The organism is Cellulomonas sp., assembly GCF_965229465.1.
In the GTDB taxonomy this organism is placed as follows: Bacteria; Actinomycetota; Actinomycetes; order Actinomycetales; family Cellulomonadaceae; genus Cellulomonas.
The window spans coordinates 2,919,707-2,946,333 of sequence record NZ_OZ245882.1 but is presented as its reverse complement, the minus strand read 5'-3'; the positions used below and the strand labels follow the sequence as shown (position 1 = coordinate 2,946,333).

Here is a 26,627-nt window from a genome sequence, read left to right as displayed (position 1 = left end):
GAGGTTACCGGCCGATCACGCCGGACGGTCAGCGCCCCGCCGCAGCGGGGCGCTGACCAGTGGCGTCACTGCGCGATGCGCTCCAGCAGCAGCTCGCGGACGCGGCCGGCGTCGGCCTGCCCGCGCGTGGCCTTCATGACCGCACCGATGATCGCGCCGACCGGCCCGAGGTTGCCCGAGCGGATCTTCTCCGCGATGTCCGGCTGCGCGGCGAGCGCCGCGTCGATGGCCTCGAGCAGCGGGCCGTCGTCGGACACGACCTCCAGCCCGCGCGCGACGAGCACCGTCTCCGGGTCACCCTCGCCCGCGAGCACGCCCTCGAGCACCTGGCGGGCCAGCTTGTCGTTGATCCGGCCGTCGTCGACCAGCTTCTGGAGCTGCCCGACCTGGGTGGGCGTCACGGGCAGGTCGGCCAGCTCGACCTCCTGCTGCTTGGCCGTGCGCGCCAGCTCCCCCATCCACCACTTGCGCGCGGCGGCCGGGCTGGCCCCCGCGGCGATCGTGGTCTCGATGAGCTCGACGGCGCCGGCGTTGACCACGTCGCGCATCTCGGCGTCGGCGTAGGCCCACTCCGTCTGCAGCCTTCTGCGGCGCGCGGCGGGCAGCTCGGGCAGACCCGCCCGGATCTCCTCGATCCACGCGCGGTCCGGGGCGATCGGGACGAGGTCGGGCTCCGGGAAGTACCGGTAGTCCTCGGCGTCCGACTTCACGCGGCCGGACGCGGTGGTCCCGGTGTCCTCGTGCCAGTGACGCGTCTCCTGGATGATCGCGATGCCGTCGTCGAGCACGCCCGCCTGCCGGCTGACCTCGTACCGCACGGCCCGCTCCACCGACCGGAACGAGTTCACGTTCTTGGTCTCGGTGCGGGTGCCCAGGGGCGACCCGGGAGTCGGGCGGATCGAGACGTTGACGTCCGCGCGCACGTTGCCGCGCTCCATGCGGGCCTCGGAGACCTCCAGCGCCCGGAACAGGTCGCGCAGGGTCTGCACGTACGCGCGGGCTACCTCGGGCGCCCGGGCGCCCGCACCGGTGATCGGCTTGGTGACGATCTCCACCAGGGGGATGCCCGCGCGGTTGTAGTCGACCAGGGAGTACTCGGCGCCGTGGATGCGTCCGTCGGAGCCGCCGATGTGGGTGTTCTTGCCGGCGTCCTCCTCCATGTGCGCGCGCTCGATCTCGACGCGGAAGATGCTGCCGTCGTCCAGCTCGACATCCACCCAGCCCTCGTACGCGATGGGCTCGTCGTACTGCGACGTCTGGAAGTTCTTGGGCACGTCCGGGTAGAAGTAGTTCTTCCGCGCGAACCGGCAGGTCTCGGCGATCGAGCAGTTCAGCGCCAGGCCGATGCGGATCGCGTACTCGACCGCGAGGCCGTTGACCACCGGCAGCGACCCGGGCAGGCCGAGCGAGACCGGGGTGATCGACGTGTTCGGCTCCTCGCCGAACCCGGCGGGCGCCCCGTCGAACATCTTGGTCGCGGTGCCCAGCTCGACGTGCACCTCGATGCCGATGACCGTGTCGTACCGCGCCACCGCGTCGTCGTAGTCCACCAGCACGCTCATCGGGCCACCTCCAGCTCAGGAGCCTTGAGCAGCAAAGGCCCGCCCCACTCGTTCTCGAGCAGCGCCTCGAGCGCGGCACCCACGCGGTACAGCCGGTCGTCGGCCTTGGCCGGGGCCAGCACCTGGAACCCGACCGGCAGGCCGTCGTCGGACAGCCCGCTCGGCAGCGACAGGCCCGGCACGCCCGCGAGGTTGGCCGGGATGGTCGCGACGTCGTTGAGGTACATCGCCAGCGGGTCGTCGAGCTTCTCGCCCAGCTTGAAGGCCGTGGTCGGCGCCGTCGGGGAGACCAGTACGTCGGCCTGCTCGAACGCGGCGGTGAAGTCGCGCTGGATGAGCGTGCGGACCTTCTGCGCCGAGCCGTAGTAGGCGTCGTAGTAGCCCGCCGACAGGGCGTAGGTGCCCAGGATGATCCGGCGCTTGACCTCGTCGCCGAAGCCCTGGCCACGGGTGGCGGACATGACGCGCTCGGCGGTCGGGTTGTCCTCGGGCACGACGCGCAGGCCGAACCGCATGCCGTCGAACTTGGCCAGATTGCTGGACGCCTCGGCCGGGAGGATCAGGTAGTACGCGGCGAGCGCGTAGGTGAAGTGCGGGCAGGAGACCTCGACGATCTGGGCACCGGCCCCCCGCAGCAGCTCGAGCGACTCCTCGAACCGCGCGAGCACGCCGGGCTGGTAGCCCTCGCCCTGGAGCTCGCGGATGACGCCGACGCGCACGCCGGACAGGTCGCCGTTCGCGCCCTGGCGGGCCGCGGCCACGAGCGGGGGCAGCGGCTCGTCGATGGACGTCGAGTCCCGCGGGTCGTGGCCGCCGATGAGCTCGTGCAGCAGCGCCGAGTCGAGCACCGTGCGCGTGACGGGACCGGCCTGGTCCAACGACGACGCGAGCGCGATGAGCCCGTACCGGGAGACCCCGCCGTAGGTGGGCTTGACGCCGACCGTGCCGGTGACGGCCGCGGGCTGACGGATCGAGCCGCCCGTGTCCGTGCCGATCGCCAGGGGCGCCTCGTAGGCGGCGACCGCGGCGGCGGACCCGCCACCGGACCCGCCGGGGATGCGGTCGAGGTCCCACGGGTTGTGCGTGTTGCCGTAGGCGGAGTGCTCCGTGGACGACCCCATGGCGAACTCGTCCATGTTGGTCTTGCCCAGGATCGGCAGGCCGGCCGCCTTGAGCCTCTCGACGAGCGTCGCGTCGTACGGCGGGATCCAGCCCTGGAGGATCTTCGAGCCGGCGGTCGTCTCCAGGCCCTTGGTGACGACGACGTCCTTGACCGCGATCGGCACGCCCGCGAGCGCGTGCAGCTCCTCACCGGCAGCGCGACGGGCGTCGACGTCCGCGGCGGCGGCGAGCGCGGCGTCGCCGCTGACCTGGAGGAACGCGTGGATCGCGTGGTCCACGTCGGCGATCCGGTCGAGGTGCGCCTGCGTCGCCTCGACGCTGGACACCTCCTTGGCCGAGAGCTTGTCCGCGAGCGCGGCGGCAGAGAGACGAGTGAGGTCAGTGCTCATTGGTCGGCCTTCCCTGCGTTCCGTTACCGGCGGGTGCCGCCTGCGGCGTCCCCCACCGTCCACTGCACTCGGGGTGCGGCCTCGGGATCACGCGTCCTCCCCCAGGATCTGCGGGACCGCGAACTTGCCGTCGATGTGCTCCGGGGCTGCGGCGAGCACCAGGGCGCGGTCGAGCGGCTCCACGGGCACGTCGGGGCGGAACACGTTGGTCAGCGGCAGGGGGTGGCTGGTGGCCGGCACGTCGGGCGTGGCGATCTCGCTCACGCGGGCGACCGACTCGACGATGACGTCGAGCTCGCCCGCGAGGCGGTCGAGCTCCGTCGGTGTGAGGTCGATCCGTGCCAGGCCCGCCACGCGCGCGACCTCGTCGCGAGAGAGGGTGGACATGGGTCGGAGTCTAGACGGTGGCGACCCGCTGCCTACGCTGAGCAGCATGGCGACGAGCCCCGACGAGATGATGGCCGCGGTCACCGCGGGGATGTCCGCGCGCACCGGGCGGAGCCTCGAGGAGTGGGTCGCCCTGGTGCAGACCACCAGCGGGGTCGACCCCCTCGACCAGACCGCGGTGCGGCGCTGGCTCAAGGACGTGCACGGCGTGCCGCAGAACAGCCAGTGGGCCGTCGCGTTCGAGGTCGCGCGGCAGGCCGGCTGGGTGGAGCCGACGGTCGACGGGTACGTGGACGGCCAGTACACGGGGCGCAGGGCCGGCCTGCGCCCGGTGTACGACGCCCTCGAGTCCGCTCTGCTGGGCCTCGGCGCCGACGTCCGCCGCGAGGGCCGGTCCACCTACGTGCCGTTCGTCCGTGCCCGCCAGTTCGCCGCCGTCGCCGCGACCACGGCCACGCGGGTGGACGTCGGGCTGCGGTTCGTCGACCCGCCGTCCCACCCCGACCTCGTGCCGGCGAAGGCGCCCGGATCGGCCACCCACAAGGTCGGCGTCACCCACGTCGCGCAGGTCGAGGGCCTGCTGCCGTTGCTGCGCGCGGCGTACGAGCAGAACGGCGGGTAGTCGGACACTCGTTCACTTTCCCGGTGTGTGCTCCCCGCTCGGCACCGCCCGGTAAGTACGCTTTGCCGGGACTGGTGGTGTCGGCCGGCCCCTGCGCCGCGGGTCGCGATCCGCCGCTGCCCCCGACCGTGCTCCCCCACCGTGCCTGCGAGGACCTCTATGCCGCCGAAGCTCAAGACTGCGCTCTTCTGGATCGTCGCGATCTTCCTCGTGTACGCCATCATCACCAGCCCCGACCGCGCCGCCGACCTGGTGCGCGCCCTGTGGGACATCATCGTCAGCGCGTTCTCCAGCTTCGGCCGGTTCTTCGCCAACCTGGCCGAGTGACGCGAGCTGACATGGCCACCGTCGAGCAGACCCTTGCGGGGCACCGGACGCTGCGCAAGTACGTGCTGCCCGGCGAGCGCGTCGTCCTGACGCGCCGGTCCCACTGGGCCAAGCTCATGGAGCCCTGCGTCACCACCGTCGTCGGCTTCGTGCTCGTGGCCTGGCTCGTCGACGTAGCCGGCCCCGTGGTCGGCGACCGGTCGGCCTGGTTGTGGGTCCTGTGGTTCGCCCTGCTCGCCCGGCTCGGCTGGCGGGTGCTCGACTGGCGCAACGAGTGGTTCGTCGCCACGGACAAGCGCATGCTGATGCTCTACGGGCTCATCACGCACAAGGTCTCGATGATGCCGCTGGTCAAGGTCACCGACATGCGGTACTCCCGGTCCATCGTCGGCCGCGTGCTCGGCTACGGGGAGTTCACGCTGGAGTCGGCCGGACAGGACCAGGCACTGAGCCGCATCGCGTGGGTGGCCGACCCCGACGCCACCTACCGCGAGCTGTGCGGGATCATCTTCACGCCCACCCAGGCGCCGCACTCCCGGCCCCCGTCCGTCGCCGTGCGCCGACCGGCAGCGGTGCCGGACGGTCACCCCGACTGGCCGCCCGTCCGCCCCGGCGACACCCAGCCGATCCGGATCCCACCCCGATCGACCCCGGCAGGCGACGGTGCCGGGTGGGCGGTGTCGGGCGGCGCGGGCACCTTCGTGCCGATCCACGACCCCGTCGAGCGCTACGACGACTGACTAGACCCGCTCGATCGCGGCCGCCACCAGCGCGAGCAGCGCCTGCGCGTAGGCGTCCGCGGCCGTGTCCGCGGTGAACAGGCGCTCGGGTCGGCCGGAGTGCTCGATGACCACCCCGTACTGCCCGTCGGTCGAGCGCGCGAGGCTGCGGAACGTGCCGCCCAGCAGCTCGCGCAGCTGGTCCTCTCGCGGCAGCCACAGCGCGTCCTCCTGCGCGACCGAGTCGAGCGCCCACTCGGTGGTCCCGTTGAAGCCGAGGACGGTGCCGGTCGGGTACTCGTGCGGCTCCACCACCATGTCCGAGATGGTGAACACCTGGTCCTCGAGCGTCCGGACCGCGAACCGGTCGCCGGGTCGGGGGTGCCAGCTCAGGCCCGCCTCGTGGAGCTGCTGGGCGCGTGCGACGGAGATCATCGATCAAGTATCCGCCCGCGTCCTGACGATCACCCGTCAGCGAGCGCCGCGACGCACTCCCGCAGCAACCGCCGCAGCTCGGCACGGTCCCCCGCGGGCAGTGCGCCGGTCATCCGCGACTCCACCGCCGCGACCGCGGCACTCGCGTCCGCCAGCCGCTCGCGCCCCAGGTCCGTGATCTGAGTCGGCAGGACCCGGCCCACCGGCGCCTGGTCGGCCCGTGAGACGAGCCCGTCCTTCGCCATCTGCTGGAGCAGCACGTTCATCGACTGCCGGGACACGAACGCGCCGCGGGCGAGGTCGCTGCTGGACAGCCCCGGTCGCTGCGCGAGCAGCTCCAGGCACGCGTACTGCGTGATCGTCAGCTCCAGAGGACGCAGCACGGAGTCCATCGCCGTGTGCAGGACGCTCGACGCCTCCTTGAGGAGGTAGCCGATCGACGTCTCGAGCTCCACCGCTTGACCCATGTCAGTAGTCTGACATAGCCTAACGATGTCAGTTAGTTGACACTCGATACCAGCACAGGAGCTCCCCCATGCCCGTCACCGGCCCCGACTTCCTCTCCCTCCAGGTGCGCGACCTCGACCGTTCGGCCTCGTTCTACCAGCGGTACCTCGGTCTGGAGCGGGCGCCGTCGGGCCCGCCGCACGCGGTCGTGTTCGACACGCGTCCCATCGCGTTCGCGGTGCGCGACGCAGCCCCGGGGGTGGACCTCGACTCGACCGTCCAGCCCGGGCTCGGCGCGGGCATCTGGCTGCTCGCGAGCGACGCGCAGGAGATCCACGACACGCTCGTCGCGGCCGGCGTGCCGATCGTGACGGCACCGGTCGACGGACCGTTCGGCCGCACGTTCACGTTCGCCGACCCGGACGGCTACCACGTCACGCTCCACGACCGGGGCTGACCCTCAGCGCGTGCTGAACGCCGCGTCGAACGCCGCCGTGGGCGGGTCGAACGCGTTGCGCTTCACGAACTCCAGCGCCTCGGGCGCCCCGAGCAGCCGGTCCATCCCCGCGTCCTCCCACTCCACGGAGATCGGCCCGTCGTACCCGATCGAGTTCAGCGCGCGGAACGACGCCTCCCAGGGGACGTCGCCGCGGCCGGTCGACACGAAGTCCCAGCCGCGGCGCAGGTCCGCCCACGCAAGGTGCGAGCCGAGCCGGCCGTTGCGGCCGTTGCCCAGCCGGAGCTTCACGTCCTTGCAGTCCACGTGGTAGATCCGGTCGGCGAACTCGAGGATGAAGTCCACCGGGTCCAGCTGCTGCCAGATGAAGTGGCTCGGGTCCCAGTTCAGCCCGAACGCCTCGCGGTGGCCGATCGCCTCCAGGGTCCGCACGGTGGTCCAGTAGTCGTAGGCGATCTCGCTCGGGTGGACCTCGTGGGCGAACCGCACGCCCACCTCGTCGAACACGTCGAGGATCGGGTTCCACCGCCTCGCGAAGTCCTGGTAGCCCGCGTCGACCGCCTCCTGCGAGACCGGCGGGAACATCGCGACGTACTTCCAGATGCTCGACCCGGTGAACCCGACGACTGTCTTCACACCGAGCTTCGCCGCGATCCGGGCCGTGTGCTTCATCTCCTCGGCCGCGCGCTGCCGGACGCCCTCGGGGTCGCCGTCGCCCCAGACCACGTCGGGCAGGATGTCGCGGTGCCGCTGGTCGATCGGGTCGTCGCAGACGGCCTGGCCCTTGAGGTGGTTGGAGATCGCGTAGACCTTCAGGCCGTACCTCTCCAGCAGCGCGAGCTTGCCGGCCACGTACTCCTCGTCGTCCCAGCGCCACGGGTCCAGGTGGTCGCCCCAGCACGCGATCTCGAGGCCGTCGTACCCCCAGCCGCTGGCCAGACGCGCGACCTCCTCGAACGGCAGGTCCGCCCACTGGCCGGTGAACAGGGTGATCGGTCGCGCCATGGTCAGCTCTCCTTGGTCGGCGTCGGCACTGCGGTCCACGTGCTCTGGTTCGCGGCCGACCGCTCCACGGCGTCGAGCACCCGCTGCACCGCGAGCCCGTCGGCGAAGCTCGGCTCGGGTTGCCGACGCGACGCGATCGCCGTGATCAGGTCGACCGCCTGGTGCGTGAACGCGTGCTCGTACCCGAGGCCGTGACCCGCAGGCCACCAGGCTGACACGTAGGCGTGCTCGGGCTCGGTCACGACGATCCGCCGGAACCCGGCCTCGGCGGCGGGCTGCGACGCGTCGAAGAAGTGCAGGACGTTCATGTCCTCGAAGTCGAACGCGAGCGAGCCCGCCGAGCCGTTGATCTCGAGCCGGATCGCGTTCTTGCGGCCCCACGCGAACCGGGTGGCCTCGAACGTGGCCAGTCCCCCGCCGGACATCCGGCCGAGGAAGATCGCCGCGTCGTCCACGGTGACCGGTCCGGTCTCGGTGCCGGCCGTGCCGTGCAGGCCGGAGTGCTCCGAGGCGACCGGGCGTTCCTTCACGAACGTCTCCAGCACGGCCGAGACACCGGTGACGGACTCGCCCGTCACGAACTGCGCGAGGTCGACGATGTGCGCGCCGATGTCCCCGAGCGCCCCCGACCCGGCCTTCTGCTTGTCCAGCCGCCACGACAGCGGCGCCTGCGGGTCGGCGATCCAGTCCTGCAGGTACTGCGCGCGCACGTGCCGGACCGTGCCGATGCGGCCGTCCGCCACCAGGGTGCGGGCCAGCTGGATGGCGGGGACGCGGCGGTACGTGAAGCCGACCATCGCCAGCCCGGGGGCGCGCTCGGCGGCGCGGACCATCGCCTCGGCCTCCTCGACCGAGTTGGCCAGCGGCTTCTCGCACAGCACGTGCTTGCCCGCCTCGAGCGCGGCGATCGCGATCTCGGCGTGGGTGTCGCCCGGGGTGCAGATGTCGACCAGGTCGACGTCGTCCCGGGAGACGAGCGCCTTCCAGTCGGTCTCCGTGCTGGACCACCCCAGCTTCGCGGCGGCGGCGCTCACCGCGGCGGCGTCGCGACCGGCGACCGCCGCCATGTCCGGGTGCAGCGGCAGGTCGAAGAACCGGGGGGCGTTGCGCCAGGCCTGCGAGTGCGCGACGCCCATGAACGCGTACCCGACCATGCCGATGCCCAGGCGTGGGACTGCTTGTGTCACGACTCCTCCTTCTGGCCCCGGGCGGGTCCCCTGCGGTGAGACCCGCCCGGCTCGGTCAGGTTGGCTCAGGACTCGAAGGCCGTGGGCAGGTACTGCTCGACGTTGTCCTTGGTCACCACGGGGGCGAACAGCTGGATCGTGCGCGGCACCTCGACCTCGACCAGGTCGCTCATCGACTTGCCCTGCACGAGCAGCCGGGCCAGCTTGATGCCGTCCGCGGCCTGGGTGGACGGGTAGATGACCGTGGCCTTGAGGACGGTGTCGTCGGCCTGGATGGCCTCCATGACGTTCTTGGAGCCGGCGCCGCCGACCATGAAGAACTCGTCGCGACCGGCGTTCTCGATGGCGGCCATGACGCCGACACCCTGGTCGTCGTCGTGGTTCCAGATGGCGTCGAGCTTCGGCGCCGCCTGCAGCAGGTTGGCCGCCGCGGCCTCGCCGCCCTGGACGGTGAAGTCCGCGGCGACGCGGTTGGAGACCGACAGGCCGCAGCCGGCCAGCGCGTCCTTGAACCCGCGGCTGCGGTCCTGCGTCAGCGGCAGCGAGTCGATGCCGGCGATCTCCGCGACCTTGGCGTCGGCGGTGCCGCCCAGCTCGCCGCAGATGTACGCGCCGGCGCTGACGCCCATGCCGTAGTTGTCGCCGAGGATCGTGGTGCGCGCGGCGTCGGAGTCCTCGAACTCCCGGTCGACGTTGACGACGACGATGCCGGCCTGCATGGCCTTGATCGCGACCTCGGTGAGCGCGGCCCCGTCGAACGGCAGCAGCACGATGGCGTCGACACCGTCGTTGATGAACTGCTCGATCTGGCTGATCTGCAGGTTGACGTCGTTGGTGGCCTCGGCCTGCACCAGCTCGACGTCGGAGTACTTGGCGGCCTCGGCGACCGCCGACTTGGTGATCGAGCCCATCCAGCCGTGGTCGGCGGCCGGCGCGGAGAAGCCGATGACGACCTTGTCGCCGGGCTCGTCGTTGCCGGAGGCCGCCGCGGCGGGCGCCTGGGCGGCGCCGGTGTCCTCGGCCTCGGGGGTGTTGGACGTGCAGCCGACCACCAGGGCGAGTGCGGCGGCGGTGCCGGCGGCGGCGAGCCACCTGCGGCGCGTGCGTGAAGACATGACGATCCTCCTTGATCGGGACATGGCAGGGCGGGGAGCTGGGGCTGGGGGGTCAGGTGCCGGCGCGGGAGCGCTCGGCGATGCGCTGCTGGAGCAGCACGGCGACGACGATGATCACGCCCTTGGCGATGGCCTGCGCCGAGATGGACAGGTTGTTCTGCGTGAAGACGTTGCTGAGCGTCGTGAAGATCAGGACGCCCAGGAAGGTGCCGACGATGGTGCCGCGGCCGCCGATGAGCAGGGTGCCGCCGACGACCACGGCGGCGATGGCGTCGAGCTCGTAGAGCTGGCCGTTGGTGGAGCTGCCGGCCGTGGTGCGACCGAGCATCATGACGCCGCCGATGCCGGCCGTGAGACCGCACAGGGCGTACAGGTACATCGTGTGGCGCTTGACCTTGATGCCGGCCAACCGAGCGGCCTCGGGGTTGCCGCCGACCGCGATGGTCCGGCGACCGAAGGTGGTGCGGTTGAGCAGGACCCAGCCGGCGACGGACACCAGCACGAAGATCCACACGAGCATTGGGATGCCCAGGGGCGACGAGCGGAAGAAGTCGAGGAACGGGTCGACCTTGACGATCTGGGTCTGCCGTCGGGCGATGATCTCCGCCAGGCCGCGGGCGGACACGAGCATGGCCAGGGTCGCGATGAACGCGACCACCTTCCCGTACGCGATGAGCACGCCGTTGATCAGGCCGGCGCCAATACCGACCCCGAGGGCGCAGAGCACCATGATCGTCCAGTGGACGTCCTCCGCCATCGTCTGCGTGGCCAGCGTGGAGGCCCACACCGACGCCAGCCCGATGACCGAGCCGACGGACAGGTCGATCCCGCCACCCGTGATGACGAAGGTCATGCCGATGCTGATCACCCCGAGCACCGACGCGAGCCTCAGGATCGTCAGGACGTTGTCGATGCTGGCGAACCGCTCACCGGCGGTGATGACGCCGAAGGCGCAGATCGCCACGAGGGCGATGACCAGGCCCAGGTTGCGTCCGGTGGCTCCGCTGAGGGGTCCGCCACGGGACGTCTCGCCGGCCTTGGCCACCTGCTCGACCCGAGCGGACTCGTCGGCGGCAGGGGCTGTCACGTCATGCTCGCTCACGCGGCACTTCCTTCCATGACGAGGTCGAGCACGCGGTGCTCGTCGATGCGGGACGCGGGTCCCTCGTGGACCACACGCCCCTCGGAGATCACGAGGATGCGGTCGGACAGACCGATCACCTCGGGGATGTCGCTGGAGACGACCACCACCGCGGCGCCCTGCGCGGCCAGGTCGGCGATCAGGCCGTAGATCTCGGCGCGCGCCCCGACGTCGACCCCGCGCGTGGGCTCGTCGAGGAGCAGCACCCGGCAGCCGTGCACGAGCCAGCGGGCGAGCAGGACCTTCTGCTGGTTGCCGCCCGACAGGGTGCGCGCGCTGCGGTCGGGGTCCGACGGACGGACGTCGAGCGCATGGATCTGCTCGCGCGCGACGCGTCGCTCGGCGCCCTCGTCGAGGAACGCCGCCGTGGCGTTGCGCGTGAAGGTGGAGAGCGTGATGTTCCGGTAGACCGGCTCGTCGAGGATCAGGCCCTGGCTCTTGCGCTCCTCGGGGCAGAGCCCGACGCCGGCGGTGACGGCGTCGCTCACGGAGCCGGCACGCAGCCGGCTCTCCCCCACGTGCACGGTGCCGGCGGTCGCCCTGCGGGCGCCGAAGACGGTCTCGAGGATCTCGGTGCGTCCCGACCCGACGAGCCCGGCGAGCCCGATCACCTCGCCGGCACGGACCTGGAACGACACGTCGCTGAACGCCCCGCGCAGCGCGAGGCCCTCGACCCGCAGCACCGTGGGGGCGTCCTGCGCCACCGTGTCACGCGCCGGGATGGCGTACTCGACGGTGCGGCCGGTCATGAGCTTGATGAGCTCGGCGGTCGGGGTCGCCGCGGCGGGGAGGCCGGTCGCGACCGTCCGGCCGTCCTTGAGCACGGTGATGCGGTCGCCGATCTGCCGGATCTCGTCGAGGCGGTGCGAGATGTAGACGACGGCGACCCCGGACGCGGTGAGCTCGCGCACGACGCGGAAGAGGTTGACGACCTCCTCGGCGTCCAGGACTGCGGACGGCTCGTCCATGACGATCACCCGGGCGTCGTGGGAGAGGGCACGGGCCATGCTGACGATCTGCTTGCCCGCGGCCGACAGCCGGCCGACCTCGCGGTGCGGCGGGATGTCGCCGTGCCCGAGCCGGGTCAGCAGCGCCCGCGTGCTGGCGGTCGCCGCGCGGCGCTGCGAGAACCCCCCGGTGGCCAGCTCGTGGCCGAGGTAGATGTTCTCCGCGACGGAGAGCCCGTCGACGACGTCGAGCTCTTGGTACATCGTCGCGATGCCCAGCTTGAGGCCGGCGACCGGGTGCGCGATGGTGACCGGCTGCCCGTCGAGCAGGATCTCGCCCTCGGTCGGCTGGTGGGCGCCGGCGAGCACCTTGATGAGCGTGGACTTGCCCGCGCCGTTCTGGCCCAGCAGGCAGTGCACCTCGCCGGCCCGGATCTCCAGGTCGACGCCGTCCAGCGCCCGGGCTCCCGGGAACTGCTTCACGATTCCGCGCATCTGGAGCAGCGGCGGGTCTTCCGTTCGGTCCGCATTGACCATGAGCAGGAACGTAGGACCACTTCTGTCGCCGGTCAAGCAAAAGTCGCCAACCGTGTGGCACGGTTACACGAACGTGACCTACAGAAGGCGGAATGGTTCACTGTGCGCATGGACGAGCTACTGAAGTTCGCTCCGCGGCCGACGGGCGCCGGGGAGATGTTCCAGCTCCTCCGTGACCGCCAGCCCCGGACGCGCTCCGACCTGGCCACCCTCACCGGGCAAGCGCGTTCCACCATCGCCGCACGGGTCGACCTCCTGCTGTCCTCCGGGTTCGTCGCACCGGCTGGCGAGGCCAGCTCGACAGGTGGCCGTCCGCCCGCCACCTTCGCGTTCAACCCCGCTGCACGCGTCGTGCTGGCCGTCGACCTCGGCGCCACCCACTCCCGTCTCGCCCTGACCGACCTGGTGGGCACGGTCCTGGCCGAGCACCATGAGCCGATCGCGATCGCGGAAGGCCCCGGCCCCGTGCTCGACCGCGTCGTCGAGCTCGGCCTCGAGCTCCTCGGCACCGCCCGCCGCCCGATCAGCGACCTGGTCAGCGTGGGCGTGGGCCTGCCCGGCCCGGTCGAGCACTCGACCGGTCGACCCATCAACCCGCCGATCATGCCGGGCTGGGACGACGCCGACGTGCCCGGGCTCCTCTCCCGCAAGCTGCGCGTGCCCGTGCTGGTGGACAACGACGTCAACGTCATGGCCCTCGGCGAGCACACGTCGCAGTGGCCGGAGGTCGACCACCTCCTGTTCGTCAAGGTCGCGACGGGCATCGGCGCCGGGATCATCTCCGACGGTCACATCCGCCGCGGCGCCCAGGGTGCCGCGGGCGACCTCGGCCACATCGCCGTCCCGGGCGGGCTCGACCTGCCGTGCCGCTGCGGCAACACCGGCTGCCTCGAGGCGGTCGCCAGCGGCCCGGCCATCGCGAACGCGCTCGCCAACGCCACGACCAGCGCCGACGTCGTGGCGCTCGTGCGGGCCGGGGACATCGACGCCAGCCGCGAGGTCCGGGCCGCCGGCCGGCACATCGGCGAGGTCCTGGCGGCGTGCGTGAGCATGCTGAACCCGTCCGTCATCGTCATCGGGGGGGTCGTGGCCGAGGCCGGGGAGCACCTGCTCGCGGGCATCCGCGAGGTGGTCTACCGGCGTTCCCTGCCCCTGGCCACGCAGCACCTGCGTATCGTCTCTTCCCGGACGAAGGGACGGGCAGGCGTGCTGGGCGCGAGCGCCATGGCGTCGGAGCACGTCCTGTCCGCCGCCGCCATCGACGCCCTGATCAGCTAGGAGAACCCGTCGTGACCGAGCAACGTCGAGCCCTCGTCGTGCGGGGCGGGTGGGACGGGCACGCGCCCGAGGAGGCCGCCGAGCTGTTCGTGCCGTTCCTGCGCGAGCACGACTTCGACGTCGTGGTCGAGGGGTCGCTCGAGGCCTACGCGGACCCCGACCTCATGGCCGCCACCGACCTCGTGGTCCAGTGCTGGACGATGGGCGACATCCTGGCGGACGAGCTGCGCGGACTGCGCACCGCCGTCGCCGCAGGCACCGGCCTCGCGGGCTGGCACGGCGGGATCGTCGACTCGTTCCGGGTCGCCACCGACTACCTCCAGCTCGTCGGTGCGCAGTTCGCCGCCCACCCCGGGGGCGCCCTCGTGGAGCACACCATCTCGGTCACCGGCGACCACCCGATCGTCGAGGGTGTGCACGACTTCACGCTGCGCTCCGAGCAGTACTGGCTGCTGACCGACCCCCTCAACGAGGTGCTGGCGACGACCACGATCACGCCCGGCCCCGACGACCCGTGGCACCGGCCCGTCACGTCACCCGCCGTCTGGACCCGCCGCTGGGGCGCCGGCCGCGTGTTCGTCTGCGCACCGGGCCACCTGCTGGCCGACCTCGAGGTGCCCGCGGTACGCACGATCATCGAGCGCGGCCTGCTGTGGGCTTCCCGCTGAGCCGTCCGGTCTGTCGGGAGGCCTCCGACGGCCCCACCCGGCCCGCGTTGCAGCCGTGATCCCGGAGCCGGGCGCGCGTGACCGCGCGGTGCACGCCATCCTCCTCGCCGCGCTACGCCCTGCGCGCGACCGAGCGCCTGCGCGGCCTCGGCACGTTCGTGCGCGACGGGTCCGGCGAGGTCGAGACGTTCAGGGACGTCGACCAGGTCCAGGCACGCCTCGAGTGGCCCGACGTCTCCGACGGCGAGTACACCGATGCGCTCACGATCGACGGCCACGTCCTCGAGCTGGTCGCGACACCGGACGAGCGGGTGATCGTGCGCGTCACCGAGACCGTCGACACCGCTCGGCTGCGGACGCTCGCCCAGGCTGCTGCTGGCCGGGCCGGGCTGCCGGCCGACCTCGACCCCGCCTCCGTCTGGCGCGCCGCCCTGCCGCCGCCGCGGTGACCGCAGTGTGAGAAGGGGTCCGTCGGGCCTGTCCGGTAGGGGTAGGTTCGCCCTGCCAACGCAGGGGAGCTCGGGACAGCCGGGCTGAGAGGACATGCCGCGACACCATCGGTGTCAGCGCAGGTCGACCCGAGAACCTGAACTGGGTAATGCCAGCGGAGGGATGCGCCACCGAGCGCGGCGTGGGCGGTCTCCCGGCCGTCGCCGGGCCTCCGTCGTCGTCGTACCCGTGCGGACGGACCTCGGCGCTGCGTGCCCGGTCCGACCCCCGGAGGAACACCGTGCTCGCTCAGATCCAGGTCTCTCCCCGCCCGAGCGGGACCGACGACGACCGCTACGCCTACGTCGACGCCGCGATCGCCGTCATCCAGCAGTCCGGGCTCGTCTACGAGGTCGGCGCCATGGGCACCACCATCCAGGGCACGCCCGACCAGCTCTGGCCGCTGCTGCGGGCGGTGCACGAGGCCACCGTGCTGGCGGGCGCGTCCGGCGTCTCCAGCGTGATCAAGGTGGGGCAGGCCAAGGACGACACCGGGCCCACGATCCAGGACCTCGTGGGCAAGTTCCGGGCCTGACGCGATGCGCGTCAGGCATCGCTGGCGCCGTGTCGTCGCACCGGCGGTGGCCGGGCTCGTGCTGCTCGTCGGCTGGGAGGTCGGGGTGCGCCTGTCCGACCTCCCGGCGTTCGTCCTGCCCCCGCCGTCGCAGGTCGCCCGCACCGCGGTCGAGGTCGCACCGCTGCTCGGGACCGACGTCGCCACGACCCTGACGGAGGCCGGCCTCGGGCTGGTCGTCGGGGCGGTCGTCGGGCTGCTGCTCGCCGTGCTCATCGCGGCGTTCCCGTGGGTGGCGGACACGCTCTACCCGCTGGTCACGCTCACGCAGACCGTGCCGACGGTGGTGCTCGCGCCCCTGCTCATCCTGTGGGCCGGCTTCGGGCTGCTGCCCAAGGTGGTGCTCGTCGCGCTCACGGCGTTCTTCCCGGTGCTCGTGGCGGCCGTGACCGCCATGGCCGCGGTCGACGCGGAGCACGCCGAGATGGTCGCCGGGCTCGGCGGCACCCGCCGTCACCAGTTCTGGCTCGTCCAGCTCCCGGCGTCCGTGCCCGGAGCGCTCGGCGGCCTGCGGGTGGCCGCGACGTACGCGATCGGCGCGGCCGTCGTCGCCGAGTACCTCGCGGGTCAGACCGGCCTGGGCGTGTTCGTCCAACGCTCGCGCAAGGGCTACGAGGTCGACCAGATCCTCGTCGCGGTCGCCCTCGTGGCTGTGCTCACCGGCGTGCTGTTCCTGCTCGTCGACGGCCTCGCGCGGCTCGCCACGCCGTGGCAGCGGCCGTCGCTCCCCTCTCGTCCTGGAAGGACCCCCTCGTGAGAACCCGTCTCCTCGCTGCTGTCGCGAGCCTCTCGCTGCTCACCGCCTGCACTGCGGTCGCCGCCGACGGGCCCGCGCTGCGCCCCGTGTCCGTCGTCCTCGACTGGACGCCGAACACGAACCACTCCGGCCTCTACCTCGCCCAGGCACGCGGCTACTTCGCCGACGCGGGGATCGACCTGACGATCGTCGAGCCCGGAGACACCTCGGGCCTCCAGCTGCTCGCCGCGGGCAAGGCCGACTTCGCGTTCTCGGTGGCCGAGGGTCTCGTCCCCGCCCGGGAGCAGGGGGCCGAGGTCGTCTCCGTCGCGACCGTCATCCAGCACAACACGTCGAGCCTGATCTCCCTGACGGAGACGGGCCTGACGCGACCTCGCGACCTGGCCGGCCACTCGTACGGGTCGTACGGGTCGGAGCTCGAGGAGGCGCTCATCCGGACCCTCGTCGCGTGCGACGGCGGCGACCCGGACGCCGTCGAGCTCACGCCGCTGTCCAGCGACGACTTCCGCATCGGACTGACCGAGCACCAGTTCGACACCGCCTGGGTGTTCGACGCCTGGGACACGATCCGGCTCGGCCAGCTCGACGGCCTGGACGTCTCGACCATCCCGTTCGTCGACCACACCGACTGCATCCCCGACTGGTACACGCCGCTCGTCGCGACCTCGCAGCAGCACCTCGACGACGACCCCGAGCTGGTCCGCGACTTCCTCGCCGCCCTCACGCACGGGTACGAGGACGCCATCGCCGAGCCGCAGGCCGCCGCCGACGCGATCCACGCGGCGGCGCCCGAGATCGACCCGGAGCTGCTCACGCTCAGCGCGCAGTGGCTCGCCCCCCGCTACACCGACGACCCCGGGCACTGGGGCGTCCAGGAGGCGACGGTCTGGGACGACTTCGTCGGGTTCCTGCAGGACCACGACCTCGCCGACGCGGGGTTCGACACGGACGCCGCGTGGACCGATGACTACCTCCCCGTCGACTGAGGCGCCGACGACGTCGGCGCCGGCCCTGAAGGTCTCAGGGCTCACCGTGACGTTCCCGGGCGTCGCCGCCCTGCAGGAGGTCGACCTGGAGGTGGCGGTCGCGGAGTTCGTCGCGGTCGTCGGCCCGTCCGGCTGCGGCAAGTCGACCCTGCTGCGGGTGCTCGCAGGGCTGGCGCCGCCCGGTTCGACCGTGACCGCAAGGTCCGTGGACGCGGCGAGCGGCCGGAGCACGGCGTGGATGCCCCAGCGGGACGGGCTGCTGCCGTGGCGCCGGGCGCTCCCGAACGCGCTGGTCGGAGCGCGGATCGCGGGGATGGACCGGGCGGCCGCCGACGCCCGGGCGCGGGCGCTGTTCGAGGAGTTCGGGTTGGCGGGGTTCGAGCGGGCGTGGCCGCACGAGCTGTCGGGCGGCATGCGGCAGCGCCTCGCCCTGCTCCGGACCTGCCTGCCCGGGCGCCCCGTGCTGCTCCTCGACGAGCCGTTCGGCGCGCTCGACGCGATCACGCGGCGCCGCATGAACGCGTGGCTGGCGGGCCTCGACCTCGCGGGTCACGGGCGTGCGGTCGTGCTGGTGACGCACGATGTCGACGAGGCGCTGCTGCTGGCGGACCGGGTGGTGGTGCTCTCCGACCGGCCCGGCCGCGTGGTCCTCGACCTGCGCGTGCCACGCGACGGGACGGCCCGAGCGCGCCGGGCGCTGCTCGAGGCGCTCGACCCCGCCGGGGAGGCCCGCTGACCACCCGCTCTAGCGACGCTCCCGGTACACGTACCGTTCCGCGGGCTGGAACCCGAGGCCCGAGTACAACGACCCGGCCCCCGTGTTCTCGGCCTCCACCTGGAGGAACGCCTTCCGGGCGCCCCGCTGGGCGGCCTCGTCGAGCGCGCGCAGGGTCAGCGCGCGGCCGAGTCCGCGGCGCCGGGCGGCTGCCGCGACCACCAGGCACGACAGGGCCACCCAGTCCTCCGCGAACGCGGCACGGATCACGCCGACCAGCCCCGTGGGATCCGTCGCCGTGAGGTAGATCGCTGGCGCGCCGCCGAGCACCGTGCGGGCCAGCCGGAGGCTGGTCTCGTCGGCCTCCGCCGCGGCGCCCGTGGCGTGCAGGCGGGCCTTTGAGCCGGACCAGGCCGTGAGCCACGCGTCGTCCGGTCGGTCGGCGACGGCGAGGCGCACCGGACCGGCACCCGTGTGCACGGTGCCGTGCGGCGTCTCGATCCCGTCGAGCTCCCGCACCAGCACGTCGGTCCGGGACGCCACCGCGTAGTCGCGCAGGGCGAGCAGGTCGTCCAGGCCGCGGGGCGACGCGCGGCACACCCGCACGATCGACGGCTGCCCCTCGCGGGCGTACAGCTCCTCGACCCGGTCGAGCGCGGCCGTGACGTCCGCGGGCGCGCCGAGCGGCAGCACGCTGTTGGCGCGGCGCGTCAGTCCACCCGACAGGCCCACCCGCCAGCCGTCGACGTCGACCACGCGGGCGGGCGGCCACGTCGCGGACTCCACCAGCGCCCCGGGCGCGTCGGGCGGGGTCCAGGTGTGCACGCGCAGGTGGACCTCGACGTGCCCCCAGTCCCGCTCCGGCACCGCGACGAAGCCGAGCCGCTTGTACAGCCGCTGTGCGACCTCCATCGAGTCGAGCGTCGAGAGCACCACGCGGCGTGCCCCGCCGGCCACCGCCTCGCGCAGCGCCGCCGACACCAGCAGCTCCGCGATCCCGCGCCGCCGCGCCTCTGGGGCGACCGCGAGCATCCGGATCTCCAGCTCGCCCGGCTCCGCGATCTCGGCGTACGACGTGCCGTAGGGCGCGAGGGTGACGGTGCCGACGACCACCGGCTCTCCGTCGTCCGTGGGCAGCAGGGCGACCAGCAGGGTCGCCTCGCGCGCCCGGTGCTCGGCGTCCCGCAGCTCGTCCGCGTAGGAGTCGGTCGCGTCGACCAGCCGGTCGGCCAGGTACGCCTCGGCGGTCAGCGCCCCGGCGTCGGCCACCTGCGGACCGACCGCGACGCGGACCACGACCCCGGTCACGTCAGGCCTCCGGCAGGTCGGCCGGAGCATCCCCGACGCCCGACGGCCCCTCCGCCAGCAGCCGCTCGAACCCCGCCTCGTCGAGGATCCGCAGCCCGAGCTCGCGCGCCCTGGCCTCCTTGGACCCCGCGTTCTCCCCGACCACCACGTAGTCCGTCTTCTTCGACACGCTCCCCGCCGACTTGCCGCCGCGCGCCAGGATCGCCTCCTTGGCACCGTCGCGCGTGAACCGCTCGAGCCCGCCGGTGACCACGACCGTCAGCCCCTCGAGGGTGCGCGGCGCGGACTCGTCGCGCTCCTCCTGCATCCGCACGCCCGCCGCGGCCCACTTCTGCACGATCGCCGCATGCCACTTGTCGTCCTCGCCCGGCTGCTCGAACCACGACACCACCGCGGTCGCGATCGTCGGGCCGACGCCCTCGGCTGCGCCGATCTCCTCCTCGCCGGCCGTGGCGATCGCCGGGATCGAGGCGAAGTGCTGCGCGAGCGCACGTGCCGCGGTCGGTCCCACGTGCCGGATCGAGAGCGCCACGATCACCCGCCACAGGGCGGCCTGCTTCGCCTTCTCCAGGTTGCCCAGCAGCGCGGTGCCGGTCGCGTTCAGGTCCCCCGCCTCACGGACGACCCCGCCGACCTTGGAGCTGGTCGAGAGCGTGAACAGGGGCACCTTGCGCAGCGCCTCCGCGTCGAGCGCGAACAGGTCCCCCTCGTCCGTGACCACCCCCGCGGTGAGCAGCGCGTTGGCCGCCTCCCAGCCGAGCGCCTCGATGTCGAACGCCCCGCGGGACGCCACGTGGAACAGCCGCTCGCGCAGCTGGGCCGGGCAGGACCGCTGGTTGGGGCAGCGGATGTCGACGTCGCCCTCCTTGGCCGGCGCCAGCGTGGTGCCGCAGGACGGGCACTGCGTGGGCATGACGAATGCGTGCTCGGTGCCGTCGCGCAGGTCGACCACCGGGCCGACGATCTCTGGGATCACGTCGCCGGCCTTGCGCAGCACCACCGTGTCCCCGATGAGCACGCCCTTGCGCGCCACCTCGCTCGCGTTGTGCAGCGTCGCCATCTCGACCGTCGACCCGGACACGAACACCGGCTCCATCACGCCGTACGGCGTCACACGACCGGTCCGGCCGACGTTCACGCGGATGTCGAGGAGCGTGGTGTTCACCTCCTCGGGCGGGTACTTGTACGCGATCGCCCACCGCGGCGCGCGGCTGGTGGACCCGAGCCGGCGCTGGAGCGCGATCTCGTCGACCTTGGTCACGATGCCGTCGATCTCGTGCTCGACGTCGTGCCGGTGCTCGCCGTAGTAGGCGATCATCTCCCGCACGCCGTCCAGCCCCTCGACGATCCGCGTGTGCCCGGAGACCGGCACGCCCCAGGACGCCAGCAGGTCGTACACCTGCGACTGCCGCTCGATCCCGGTCCCGCGGCCGGCGCCCCAGACCAGCGCTCCGATGCCGTGCGCGTACATCCGCAGGTCGCGCGACGCCGTGACGCGCGGGTCCTTCTGCCGTAGCGAGCCGGCGGCCGCGTTGCGCGGGTTGGCGAACGGGCTCTTGCCCGCCTCGACCTGGGACGCGTTGAGCTCGGTGAACGCCGCGACCGGCAGGAACACCTCGCCGCGGATCTCGATGCGGTCGGGGTGCGTCGCCGGGTCCCCGCCGAGGACGTCGGGGATGGTCGAGATGGTGCGGACGTTGAGCGTCACGTCCTCACCGGTGCGCCCGTCGCCGCGCGTCGCTGCCCGGACCAGCCGGCCCTTCTCGTACAGCAGCGCGATGGCCAGCCCGTCGATCTTCAGCTCGCACAGGTAGTGCAGGGCAGCATCCGTCTCGAGGTCCCGGTGCAGCCGGCCGGCCCAGGTCGAGATGTCCTCGTCGGAGAACGCGTTGTCCAGCGAGAGCATCCGCTCCACGTGCTCGACGGAGGCGAACTCCGTGGAGAACGTGCCGCCCACGCGCTGCGTCGGTGAGTCGGGGGTGCGCAGGCCGGGGTGCTCGTCCTCGAGCGCCATCAGCTCCCGCAGCCGCTCGTCGTACTCCTTGTCCGACGACACCGGGGCGTCGCGGATGTAGTACGCGAACTGGTCCGCCTCGATCAGGCCGGCCAGCTCCGTCCACCGGTGTCGGGCCTCGGCGGGGATCTCACGCGTGGCGGCGGCGTCGTCGATCTCGTTGCTCACGGTCACATCATGTCGCGCGGCGCCCACACGCGCGGCGAGCTACCTGCGCAGGCGCGGCGCGACCAGCAGCCCGACGCTGGCCAGCACGCCACCGACCGCGAGGACAGCCCCTATGCCGAACAGCACGGGAGACGCGGACGCCACGACGACCTCGGTCGGCTCCCCGGCGACGTCCCACGTGCAGATCGCCTGCGGCGGGACGACGGTGTACCGCACGGTCGCCGAGTCGGTCCCGGCGGAGTACACCTCGACGCACGGGTCCATGTCCTCGACCGAGGACGTCAGGCTGGTCACCCCGATGCCCGTGTAGCAGATGACGAGCAGGACCATGCCGACGATCGCCGCCCCCGACGCCACCAGGAGCGCGAGGGCGCGCCCCACGCTCGGCTGTGCAGCAGCCACGCTCAGTCCTCCGCTCGTTCGGCCACGATCCGTGCGGCCCGCGCCAGTCCGGCCAGCACCGCCCGCGCCTCGTCCGGGCTGCCCCGGCCGGTGATGTCGCCGGCCAGCAGCACGACGTCGCGCAGCCCCGCCATCGCCAGCCCCACGGACCGCCACGGCCGGGTGAGCGTATCGGCCTGACCGGTCACGTCCGGGCCGGCGCACTGCGCGGACGCCTGCGGGGGCAGCTCGGGCCAGAACGCCAGCCCGCCCTCGACCGCCTCGGCGACCCTCTCCCAGCTGCGCTCGTCGAGCGCGGACACCGCGAGCGCGAACCCGTCGACCTCGGCGGCCCGGATGGCGCCGAGCGAGGTCCACGCGCTGCCGCCGTGCACGATCACGCGGACGCCGTCGATCGATCGGACCCCCGCGGCGACCGCAGAGATGCGCTCGGCAGCGACCGGCCCGGGCACCGAGCGGAGCGCGGAGTAGCCCGAGAACGACGGCAGCACGCCTGCCATGACCTGGGCCAGCAGGGGCTCCTGGAGGAGCACGGTGGGCTCGATGCCGGGCACGGAGCGGCGGATCGCGGCCAGGTGCTCGTCGATCCCGGCGGCCAGCGAGGCGGCGAGCTCCCGGACGGCGCCGGGGTCGGACACCACGCGGTCACCGCGCGCCAGGTAGAGGTTGGCGGCGAGGGTCATCGGCCCGAGGACCGGCACGACCAGCGGACCGGTCCAGCCGTGGCAGGCGACCGCGAGCGCGTCGACGTCCTCGCGCAGGTACGCCTGCGCCCGGGCGACGTCACGGCTGGGCCGGTCGGCGAGCTTCCAGCCGTGCGGACCCAGCTCGGTGGGCAGCTCGGCGAGCAGCGCAGCGGCGCGGCCCACCCGGTCACCCCACGGCCCACGCTCGGCCAGCAGCACGGTGAACGGCAGACCGGCCACCTCGGACGGGGTGTCGACGAGGTCGCCGACGACGACCGTCTGCGCCTCGAGCGCGTCCAGACCCGGCCACGGCCCCGTGCCTGTGACGCCCGGTCGTCCCCCGCTCACCTGACGAGACCCGAGGTAGCGCCCAGCGAGCGGAGGGCGGCGGTCACGGTGGCCTGGCCCAGCACGCGGGTGCCGTCGTACAGCACGGCCGACTGGCCCGGCGCGACACCGCGCAGCGCACCCGTGTGGTCGAGCGCGATCTCGACGGCGCCGTCCCGGCGGGTGGCTCGCGCGGGCACCGCGGCGCCGTGCGCACGGACCTGCACCGAGCAGTCGAAGGACTCGTCGGTCCCGTCGAACCACACCGCGCGGTCCGCCTCCACCGAACGCACCGCGAGATCGTCGGCGGACCCCACCACGACCCGGTTGTTCACCGGCTCGACCGCCAGCACGTACCGGGGCTTCCCGTCGGCGGCGGGCCGCCCGATCGACAGCCCCCGGCGCTGACCCACGGTGTACGCGTACGCGCCGTCGTGCGCGCCCAGCACGGTGCCGGAGGCGTCGACGATCTCGCCCGGCTGCGACCCGAGCCGCTGGCGCAGGAAGCCCTGGGTGTCTCCGTCGGCGACGAAGCAGATGTCGTACGAGTCCGGCTTGGCCGAGACCGACAGCCCGCGCGCGGCCGCCTCGGCGCGCGTCTGCTCCTTCGACTCGACGTCGCCGAGCGGGAACATCGAGCGCGCCAGCCGCTCCGGGCCCATCACCGCGAGCACGTACGACTGGTCCTTGGCCAGGTCACGGGCACGGTGCAGCTCCCGGGTGCCGTCGGCACGGGTCTCGATGCGGGCGTAGTGGCCGGTGCAGACGGCGTCGAACCCGAGGGCCACGGCCTTGTCCAGCAACGTGGCGAACTTGATGTGCTCGTTGCAGCGGACGCACGGGTTGGGGGTGCGGCCGGCCTCGTACTCGGCGACGAAGTCCGCGACCACCGTCTCCTCGAACCGCTCCGACAGGTCCCACACGTAGTACGGGATGCCCAGCACGTCCGCGGCCCGGCGGGCGTCGCCGGCGTCCTCGATCGAGCAGCACCCCCGCGAGCCCGTGCGGAACTGGTCGCGGGTGCGGGACAGGGCCATGTGCACACCGACGACGTCGTGGCCGGCGTCCACCGCGCGCGCCGCGGCGACGGCGGAGTCCACCCCGCCGGAGAGTGCCGCGAGGACGCGCATCAGGAGCCCACCCCGACGGTCGCGAGCCCGGCCGCGCGGGCGCGGTCGACGACGCCGGGCAGCGCGGCGAGCAGCGCGTCGACGTCGCTGTCGGTCGAGGTGTGCCCGAGGCTGAACCGCAGCGCACCGCGCCCGGCGAGCTCGTCGACCCCCATCGCCAGCAGCACGTGGCTGGGCCGCGGCACGCCCGCCTGGCAGGCGGAGCCGGTCGACGCCTCGATGCCCGCGGAGTCCAGCAGGTAGAGCAGCGAGTCGCCCTCGCAGCCGGGGAAGGTGAAGTGCGCGTTCGCGGGCAGCCGCCGGGCGGTGTCCCGCGGCCCGCGGAGCACCGCGTCCGGCACCAGCGCCTCGACCCCGGCGACGAGCGTGTCGCGGAGCGCTCCCACCCGTGCCGCGAACGCCGCCCGGTCCCCGACGGCGTGCTCCACCGCGAGCCCGAACGACGCCAGCAGCGCCGCGTCGAGCGTGCCGGACCGCACCCCGCGCTCCTGCCCGCCCCCGTGCAGCACGGGCGTGAGGTCGAGTCCCCGGCGGGCGAGCAGCGCACCGGCGCCACCCGGACCGCCGACCTTGTGGCCGGTGACCGTCATCGCGTCCAGCCCGGAGGCCCCGAAGTCGACCGGCACCTGGCCGACGGCCTGCACCGCGTCGGCGTGCACCGGAACCCCGTGCCGGCGGGCCAGCGAGACCACGTCGTCGAGGGGCTGGAGCGCACCCACCTCGTTGTTCGCCCACATCACCGAGATCAGCGCGGCCTGGTCCCCGTTGCTCTCGAGCTCCTCGCGCAGCGCGTCGACGTCGAGCACCCCGTCGGCGTCGACCGGCAGCAGGACCAGCTCCGCGCCGGCGTGCTCGGCCATCCAGAACGCCGGGTCCAGGACGGCGTGGTGCTCCACCGCGGACACGAGCAGGCGGCGGCGGCCCGGGTCCTGGGTCCGTCGCGCCCAGAACAGACCCTTCACGGCGAGGTTGTCCGCCTCCGTGCCGCCGGACGTCCACACGACCTCGCTGGGGCGGGCGCCGAGCGCGGCGGCGAGTCGCTCGCGGGACTCCTCGACCACGCGGCGGGCGGCGCGCCCCGACGCGTGCAGGGAGGAGGGGTTGCCGGTGCGCGCGAGCTGCTCGGCGAGCACCCGCGCGGCCTCCGGGATCATGGGCGTGGTCGCCGCATGGTCGAGATACACGCTCATCGGCTCCAGTCTACGAACGGAACCGCCCAGGCCCCGACCGCACACCTGGTGGGATCACCCGGTAGGTGGCGCGCGCGACCTGGCAGGATGTGCCGCGTGAGTGCCGACGACGTCATTGCCCTCCCGCTCGCCTTCAGTGGCCAGCGGCTGGACTGGCGTGATCTGCCTCGTCACGTCCGGGCTCGGATCGCCGAGCTCGCCGGCTCCCAGGTGACCGCGGAGATCAGCGCGACGAGCGGGTTCAGCCCCGGGTTCGCCGCGGTGCTGGAGCTCGCCGACGGGCGCGGCGTGTTCGTCAAGGCCGTCTCGGCCGAGCAGAACCCCGTCTCCCCGGACCTCGCCCGCAACGAGATCCGCGTGTCCCACGCCCTGCCGCCGCAGGTGCCGGCGCCGCGGCTGCTGTGGTCGTCCGACGACGACGACTGGGTCATCCTCGGCTTCGAGGTGGTGCACGGCCGCTCCCCCGAGCTGCCGTGGAAGCCCGTCGACCTCCAGGCCGTCGCGGACGCGCTGGGAGCGCTCGCAGACGCCGAGCCGCTCCCGGGCCACTCGCTGCCGCGCACGGACGACCAGCTGGCCGACGACTTCACGGGCTGGCGCAAGCTGCACGCGCTCGACCTCGAGACGCAGACCGGCTACGCCGAGCTGGCGGGCGACATCGGGCGGTGGGCGCTGGACAACGTCGAGCAGCTGATCCGCTGGGAGCAGGACTCGCTGCGGGTGTGCGCGGGTGACGCGCTCGTGCACGGCGACCTGCGGGCCGACAACGTGATGATCGACCCCGACCACCAGCACCGGGTGTGGCTCATCGACTGGCCGCACGCGAGCGTCGGCGCACCGTGGCTGGACCTGGCGTTCATGCTGCCCAGCGTCGCGCTCCAGGGCGGCGGCGACCCGGCCACCAACTTCCGCAACCACGCGATCTCCGACGGGGTGCACGACGACGACCTGCGGGCGGGGCTGGCCGGACTGTCGGGCTACTTCGCGTGGAGCTCGAGGCAGCCCGCGCCCCTGGGCATCCCGAACCTGCGGCGGTTCCAGGCCGCGCAGGGCGTGGCCACGGTCCGGTGGCTGCGCGAGCTGTCCTGAGCGTCAGGCGCTCGGCGGCGGGTCGCCCTTGAGCCTGGCCTCCCGGTCGCGCAGCTGCGCCTCCCAGTCCTTGAGCATCTTCTCGTGCTCGTCGTCGGACGCGCGCATGCCCGCCAGGAACGCCGGGTCGTCGTCGGGAGAGGACCGGCGCGGCCGCTCGTACTCGGGGAAGCCCGCGGTCTGCGTCGACGGCCACGCCACGTTCCGCGCGGGCCGGTGCTCGGGGCGCCCCGCCACCAGCCACGCGACCCCGCCCGCGATCGGCACCAGGATGATGACGAACACCCACGTCGTCTTGGAGAGGTTGCGCGGGACGTCGGTCTGGATGCAGTCGATGAGGCAGAAGACCAGCAGAGCGATCTCGATCAGGTACGGCAGGTAGCGGATCACGGTCTCTCCTCGGGCGCCCCTCCCGGCGCACCACGGCCAGGACCGACCGAGACGCTA

29 protein-coding genes are annotated in these 26,627 nt (G+C 73.0%); 12 read left to right on the top strand and 17 right to left on the bottom strand.

All coding sequences use genetic code 11. The annotated features are described in order from the left end of the window. Positions 1 to 65 precede the first annotated feature (65 nt). The 3 genes from gatB to gatC form a co-directional block, all read right to left on the bottom strand. Entirely contained in the window at positions 66 to 1,562 is a 1,497-nt protein-coding gene (gene gatB / locus ACO06A_RS14040) for an Asp-tRNA(Asn)/Glu-tRNA(Gln) amidotransferase subunit GatB (RefSeq protein ID WP_421732849.1), read from the bottom strand. Beyond that, positions 1,559 to 3,073: an Asp-tRNA(Asn)/Glu-tRNA(Gln) amidotransferase subunit GatA gene (gatA, locus tag ACO06A_RS14035; protein ID WP_421732848.1), complete on the bottom strand. Its 1,515-nt coding sequence runs from the start codon at positions 3,071 to 3,073 to the stop codon at positions 1,559 to 1,561. Before gatA ends, gatB begins: the two co-directional genes overlap by 4 nt. Before the next feature lie 87 nt (positions 3,074 to 3,160). After that, a complete protein-coding gene (gene gatC, locus ACO06A_RS14030) occupies positions 3,161 to 3,460 on the bottom strand; it encodes an Asp-tRNA(Asn)/Glu-tRNA(Gln) amidotransferase subunit GatC (protein ID WP_175348273.1) in 300 nt (99 codons plus the stop codon). Positions 3,461 to 3,506: 46 nt separating this feature from the next. Here gatC and ACO06A_RS14025 point away from each other — a divergent pair, with 46 nt between their 5' ends. The 3 genes from ACO06A_RS14025 to ACO06A_RS14015 all read left to right on the top strand — a co-directional run bounded on the left by ACO06A_RS14025 (position 3,507) and on the right by ACO06A_RS14015 (position 5,149). Next, positions 3,507 to 4,082, top strand: a complete 576-nt coding sequence (locus tag ACO06A_RS14025; RefSeq protein ID WP_421732847.1) for a DUF5655 domain-containing protein — start codon at positions 3,507 to 3,509, stop codon at positions 4,080 to 4,082. A 159-nt stretch (positions 4,083 to 4,241) separates the two neighbouring features. Continuing rightward, entirely contained in the window at positions 4,242 to 4,409 is a 168-nt protein-coding gene (locus ACO06A_RS14020; RefSeq protein ID WP_175348271.1) for a hypothetical protein, read from the top strand. After that, positions 4,406 to 5,149 carry a PH domain-containing protein gene (locus tag ACO06A_RS14015; protein WP_421732846.1) on the top strand — a complete coding sequence of 248 codons (744 nt, stop codon included), beginning with the start codon at positions 4,406 to 4,408 and terminating at the stop codon, positions 5,147 to 5,149. The genes ACO06A_RS14020 and ACO06A_RS14015 overlap by 4 nt, the downstream gene beginning before the upstream one ends. Here the strand turns inward: ACO06A_RS14015 and ACO06A_RS14010 are convergent, their stop codons facing one another. Together ACO06A_RS14010 and ACO06A_RS14005 are read right to left on the bottom strand one after the other, a co-directional pair. Beyond that, entirely contained in the window at positions 5,150 to 5,563 is a 414-nt protein-coding gene (locus ACO06A_RS14010) for a pilus assembly protein CpaE (RefSeq protein ID WP_421732845.1), read from the bottom strand. 29 nt (positions 5,564 to 5,592) lie between these two features. Next, positions 5,593 to 6,030, bottom strand: coding sequence for a MarR family winged helix-turn-helix transcriptional regulator (locus tag ACO06A_RS14005; RefSeq protein WP_421732844.1), 438 nt, complete (start codon positions 6,028 to 6,030; stop codon positions 5,593 to 5,595). 68 nt (positions 6,031 to 6,098) lie between these two features. Between ACO06A_RS14005 and ACO06A_RS14000 the strand changes: the two genes are divergently transcribed. Beyond that, a complete protein-coding gene (locus tag ACO06A_RS14000; protein ID WP_421732843.1) occupies positions 6,099 to 6,467 on the top strand; it encodes a VOC family protein in 369 nt (122 codons plus the stop codon). Between the two features lie 3 nt (positions 6,468 to 6,470). On the opposite strand, the gene ACO06A_RS13995 is transcribed toward ACO06A_RS14000, so the two are convergent. From ACO06A_RS13995 to ACO06A_RS13975, 5 genes are all read right to left on the bottom strand, one after another. Continuing rightward, positions 6,471 to 7,472 carry a sugar phosphate isomerase/epimerase family protein gene (locus ACO06A_RS13995; protein ID WP_421732842.1) on the bottom strand — a complete coding sequence of 334 codons (1,002 nt, stop codon included), beginning with the start codon at positions 7,470 to 7,472 and terminating at the stop codon, positions 6,471 to 6,473. Positions 7,473 to 7,474: 2 nt separating this feature from the next. Beyond that, positions 7,475 to 8,626, bottom strand: a complete 1,152-nt coding sequence (locus tag ACO06A_RS13990) for a Gfo/Idh/MocA family protein (protein ID WP_421736069.1) — start codon at positions 8,624 to 8,626, stop codon at positions 7,475 to 7,477. Positions 8,627 to 8,724: 98 nt separating this feature from the next. Further along, complete coding sequence (locus ACO06A_RS13985; protein WP_421732841.1) at positions 8,725 to 9,774, bottom strand: substrate-binding domain-containing protein; 1,050 nt, start codon at positions 9,772 to 9,774, stop codon at positions 8,725 to 8,727. Between the two features lie 52 nt (positions 9,775 to 9,826). Continuing rightward, positions 9,827 to 10,876, bottom strand: a complete 1,050-nt coding sequence (locus ACO06A_RS13980) for an ABC transporter permease (protein ID WP_421732840.1) — start codon at positions 10,874 to 10,876, stop codon at positions 9,827 to 9,829. Further along, positions 10,873 to 12,357, bottom strand: a complete 1,485-nt coding sequence (locus ACO06A_RS13975) for a sugar ABC transporter ATP-binding protein (protein WP_421732839.1) — start codon at positions 12,355 to 12,357, stop codon at positions 10,873 to 10,875. The genes ACO06A_RS13980 and ACO06A_RS13975 overlap by 4 nt, the downstream gene beginning before the upstream one ends. Before the next feature lie 150 nt (positions 12,358 to 12,507). Here ACO06A_RS13975 and ACO06A_RS13970 point away from each other — a divergent pair, with 150 nt between their 5' ends. The 7 genes from ACO06A_RS13970 to ACO06A_RS13940 all read left to right on the top strand — a co-directional run bounded on the left by ACO06A_RS13970 (position 12,508) and on the right by ACO06A_RS13940 (position 17,887). Continuing rightward, positions 12,508 to 13,677: an ROK family protein gene (locus ACO06A_RS13970; RefSeq protein WP_421732838.1), complete on the top strand. Its 1,170-nt coding sequence runs from the start codon at positions 12,508 to 12,510 to the stop codon at positions 13,675 to 13,677. Positions 13,678 to 13,688: 11 nt separating this feature from the next. Continuing rightward, on the top strand, positions 13,689 to 14,345 hold the full coding sequence (locus ACO06A_RS13965) for a ThuA domain-containing protein (protein WP_421732837.1): 657 nt from the start codon (positions 13,689 to 13,691) through the stop codon (positions 14,343 to 14,345). A 77-nt stretch (positions 14,346 to 14,422) separates the two neighbouring features. After that, complete coding sequence (locus ACO06A_RS13960; protein WP_421732836.1) at positions 14,423 to 14,794, top strand: hypothetical protein; 372 nt, start codon at positions 14,423 to 14,425, stop codon at positions 14,792 to 14,794. Between the two features lie 281 nt (positions 14,795 to 15,075). Further along, a complete protein-coding gene (locus tag ACO06A_RS13955; protein ID WP_175348260.1) occupies positions 15,076 to 15,369 on the top strand; it encodes a thiamine-binding protein in 294 nt (97 codons plus the stop codon). A gap of 4 nt (positions 15,370 to 15,373) precedes the next feature. Beyond that, positions 15,374 to 16,165 carry an ABC transporter permease gene (locus ACO06A_RS13950; protein ID WP_421732835.1) on the top strand — a complete coding sequence of 264 codons (792 nt, stop codon included), beginning with the start codon at positions 15,374 to 15,376 and terminating at the stop codon, positions 16,163 to 16,165. Continuing rightward, a complete protein-coding gene (locus ACO06A_RS13945) occupies positions 16,162 to 17,151 on the top strand; it encodes an ABC transporter substrate-binding protein (protein WP_421732834.1) in 990 nt (329 codons plus the stop codon). Before ACO06A_RS13950 ends, ACO06A_RS13945 begins: the two co-directional genes overlap by 4 nt. After that, positions 17,129 to 17,887 (top strand): ABC transporter ATP-binding protein, encoded by a 759-nt coding sequence (locus ACO06A_RS13940; RefSeq protein ID WP_421732833.1) that lies wholly within the window; start codon positions 17,129 to 17,131, stop codon positions 17,885 to 17,887. The genes ACO06A_RS13945 and ACO06A_RS13940 overlap by 23 nt, the downstream gene beginning before the upstream one ends. A gap of 9 nt (positions 17,888 to 17,896) precedes the next feature. On the opposite strand, the gene ACO06A_RS13935 is transcribed toward ACO06A_RS13940, so the two are convergent. Genes ACO06A_RS13935 through ACO06A_RS13910 form a run of 6 tightly spaced genes read right to left on the bottom strand, consistent with a single transcriptional unit; the run spans position 17,897 to position 25,091 of the window. After that, complete coding sequence (locus ACO06A_RS13935) at positions 17,897 to 19,174, bottom strand: GNAT family N-acetyltransferase (RefSeq protein ID WP_421732832.1); 1,278 nt, start codon at positions 19,172 to 19,174, stop codon at positions 17,897 to 17,899. Position 19,175: 1 nt separating this feature from the next. Continuing rightward, complete coding sequence (gene ligA / locus ACO06A_RS13930) at positions 19,176 to 21,356, bottom strand: NAD-dependent DNA ligase LigA (protein WP_421732831.1); 2,181 nt, start codon at positions 21,354 to 21,356, stop codon at positions 19,176 to 19,178. A 39-nt stretch (positions 21,357 to 21,395) separates the two neighbouring features. Further along, complete coding sequence (locus tag ACO06A_RS13925) at positions 21,396 to 21,758, bottom strand: hypothetical protein (protein ID WP_421732830.1); 363 nt, start codon at positions 21,756 to 21,758, stop codon at positions 21,396 to 21,398. 2 nt (positions 21,759 to 21,760) lie between these two features. Beyond that, a complete protein-coding gene (locus ACO06A_RS13920) occupies positions 21,761 to 22,792 on the bottom strand; it encodes a hypothetical protein (protein WP_421732829.1) in 1,032 nt (343 codons plus the stop codon). After that, positions 22,789 to 23,901: a tRNA 2-thiouridine(34) synthase MnmA gene (mnmA, locus tag ACO06A_RS13915; RefSeq protein WP_421732828.1), complete on the bottom strand. Its 1,113-nt coding sequence runs from the start codon at positions 23,899 to 23,901 to the stop codon at positions 22,789 to 22,791. Before mnmA ends, ACO06A_RS13920 begins: the two co-directional genes overlap by 4 nt. Beyond that, on the bottom strand, positions 23,901 to 25,091 hold the full coding sequence (locus tag ACO06A_RS13910; RefSeq protein ID WP_421732827.1) for a cysteine desulfurase family protein: 1,191 nt from the start codon (positions 25,089 to 25,091) through the stop codon (positions 23,901 to 23,903). The genes mnmA and ACO06A_RS13910 overlap by 1 nt, the downstream gene beginning before the upstream one ends. Positions 25,092 to 25,187: 96 nt before the next feature. Here ACO06A_RS13910 and ACO06A_RS13905 point away from each other — a divergent pair, with 96 nt between their 5' ends. Beyond that, entirely contained in the window at positions 25,188 to 26,180 is a 993-nt protein-coding gene (locus tag ACO06A_RS13905) for a phosphotransferase family protein (protein WP_421732826.1), read from the top strand. Between the two features lie 3 nt (positions 26,181 to 26,183). On the opposite strand, the gene ACO06A_RS13900 is transcribed toward ACO06A_RS13905, so the two are convergent. After that, positions 26,184 to 26,570, bottom strand: a complete 387-nt coding sequence (locus tag ACO06A_RS13900; RefSeq protein ID WP_421732825.1) for a PLD nuclease N-terminal domain-containing protein — start codon at positions 26,568 to 26,570, stop codon at positions 26,184 to 26,186. Between the last annotated feature and the right edge of the window lie 57 nt (positions 26,571 to 26,627).

Coding starts and splice junctions, on each gene's coding strand:
- ACO06A_RS13990 (WP_421736069.1), bottom strand. CDS start 8,626: ATGGTCGGGTACGCGTTCATGGGCGTCGCGCACTCGCAGGCCTGGCGC.
- mnmA (WP_421732828.1), bottom strand. CDS start 23,901: ATGCGCGTCCTCGCGGCACTCTCCGGCGGGGTGGACTCCGCCGTCGCC.
- ACO06A_RS13985 (WP_421732841.1), bottom strand. CDS start 9,774: ATGTCTTCACGCACGCGCCGCAGGTGGCTCGCCGCCGCCGGCACCGCC.
- ACO06A_RS13950 (WP_421732835.1), top strand. CDS start 15,374: ATGCGCGTCAGGCATCGCTGGCGCCGTGTCGTCGCACCGGCGGTGGCC.
- ACO06A_RS14005 (WP_421732844.1), bottom strand. CDS start 6,030: ATGGGTCAAGCGGTGGAGCTCGAGACGTCGATCGGCTACCTCCTCAAG.
- ACO06A_RS14010 (WP_421732845.1), bottom strand. CDS start 5,563: ATGATCTCCGTCGCACGCGCCCAGCAGCTCCACGAGGCGGGCCTGAGC.
- ACO06A_RS13940 (WP_421732833.1), top strand. CDS start 17,129: ATGACTACCTCCCCGTCGACTGAGGCGCCGACGACGTCGGCGCCGGCC.
- ACO06A_RS14020 (WP_175348271.1), top strand. CDS start 4,242: ATGCCGCCGAAGCTCAAGACTGCGCTCTTCTGGATCGTCGCGATCTTC.
- gatB (WP_421732849.1), bottom strand. CDS start 1,562: ATGAGCGTGCTGGTGGACTACGACGACGCGGTGGCGCGGTACGACACG.
- ACO06A_RS14000 (WP_421732843.1), top strand. CDS start 6,099: ATGCCCGTCACCGGCCCCGACTTCCTCTCCCTCCAGGTGCGCGACCTC.
- ACO06A_RS13970 (WP_421732838.1), top strand. CDS start 12,508: ATGGACGAGCTACTGAAGTTCGCTCCGCGGCCGACGGGCGCCGGGGAG.
- gatC (WP_175348273.1), bottom strand. CDS start 3,460: ATGTCCACCCTCTCTCGCGACGAGGTCGCGCGCGTGGCGGGCCTGGCA.
- ACO06A_RS14025 (WP_421732847.1), top strand. CDS start 3,507: ATGGCGACGAGCCCCGACGAGATGATGGCCGCGGTCACCGCGGGGATG.
- ACO06A_RS13975 (WP_421732839.1), bottom strand. CDS start 12,357: ATGCGCGGAATCGTGAAGCAGTTCCCGGGAGCCCGGGCGCTGGACGGC.
- ACO06A_RS13910 (WP_421732827.1), bottom strand. CDS start 25,091: ATGAGCGTGTATCTCGACCATGCGGCGACCACGCCCATGATCCCGGAG.
- ACO06A_RS13995 (WP_421732842.1), bottom strand. CDS start 7,472: ATGGCGCGACCGATCACCCTGTTCACCGGCCAGTGGGCGGACCTGCCG.
- gatA (WP_421732848.1), bottom strand. CDS start 3,073: ATGAGCACTGACCTCACTCGTCTCTCTGCCGCCGCGCTCGCGGACAAG.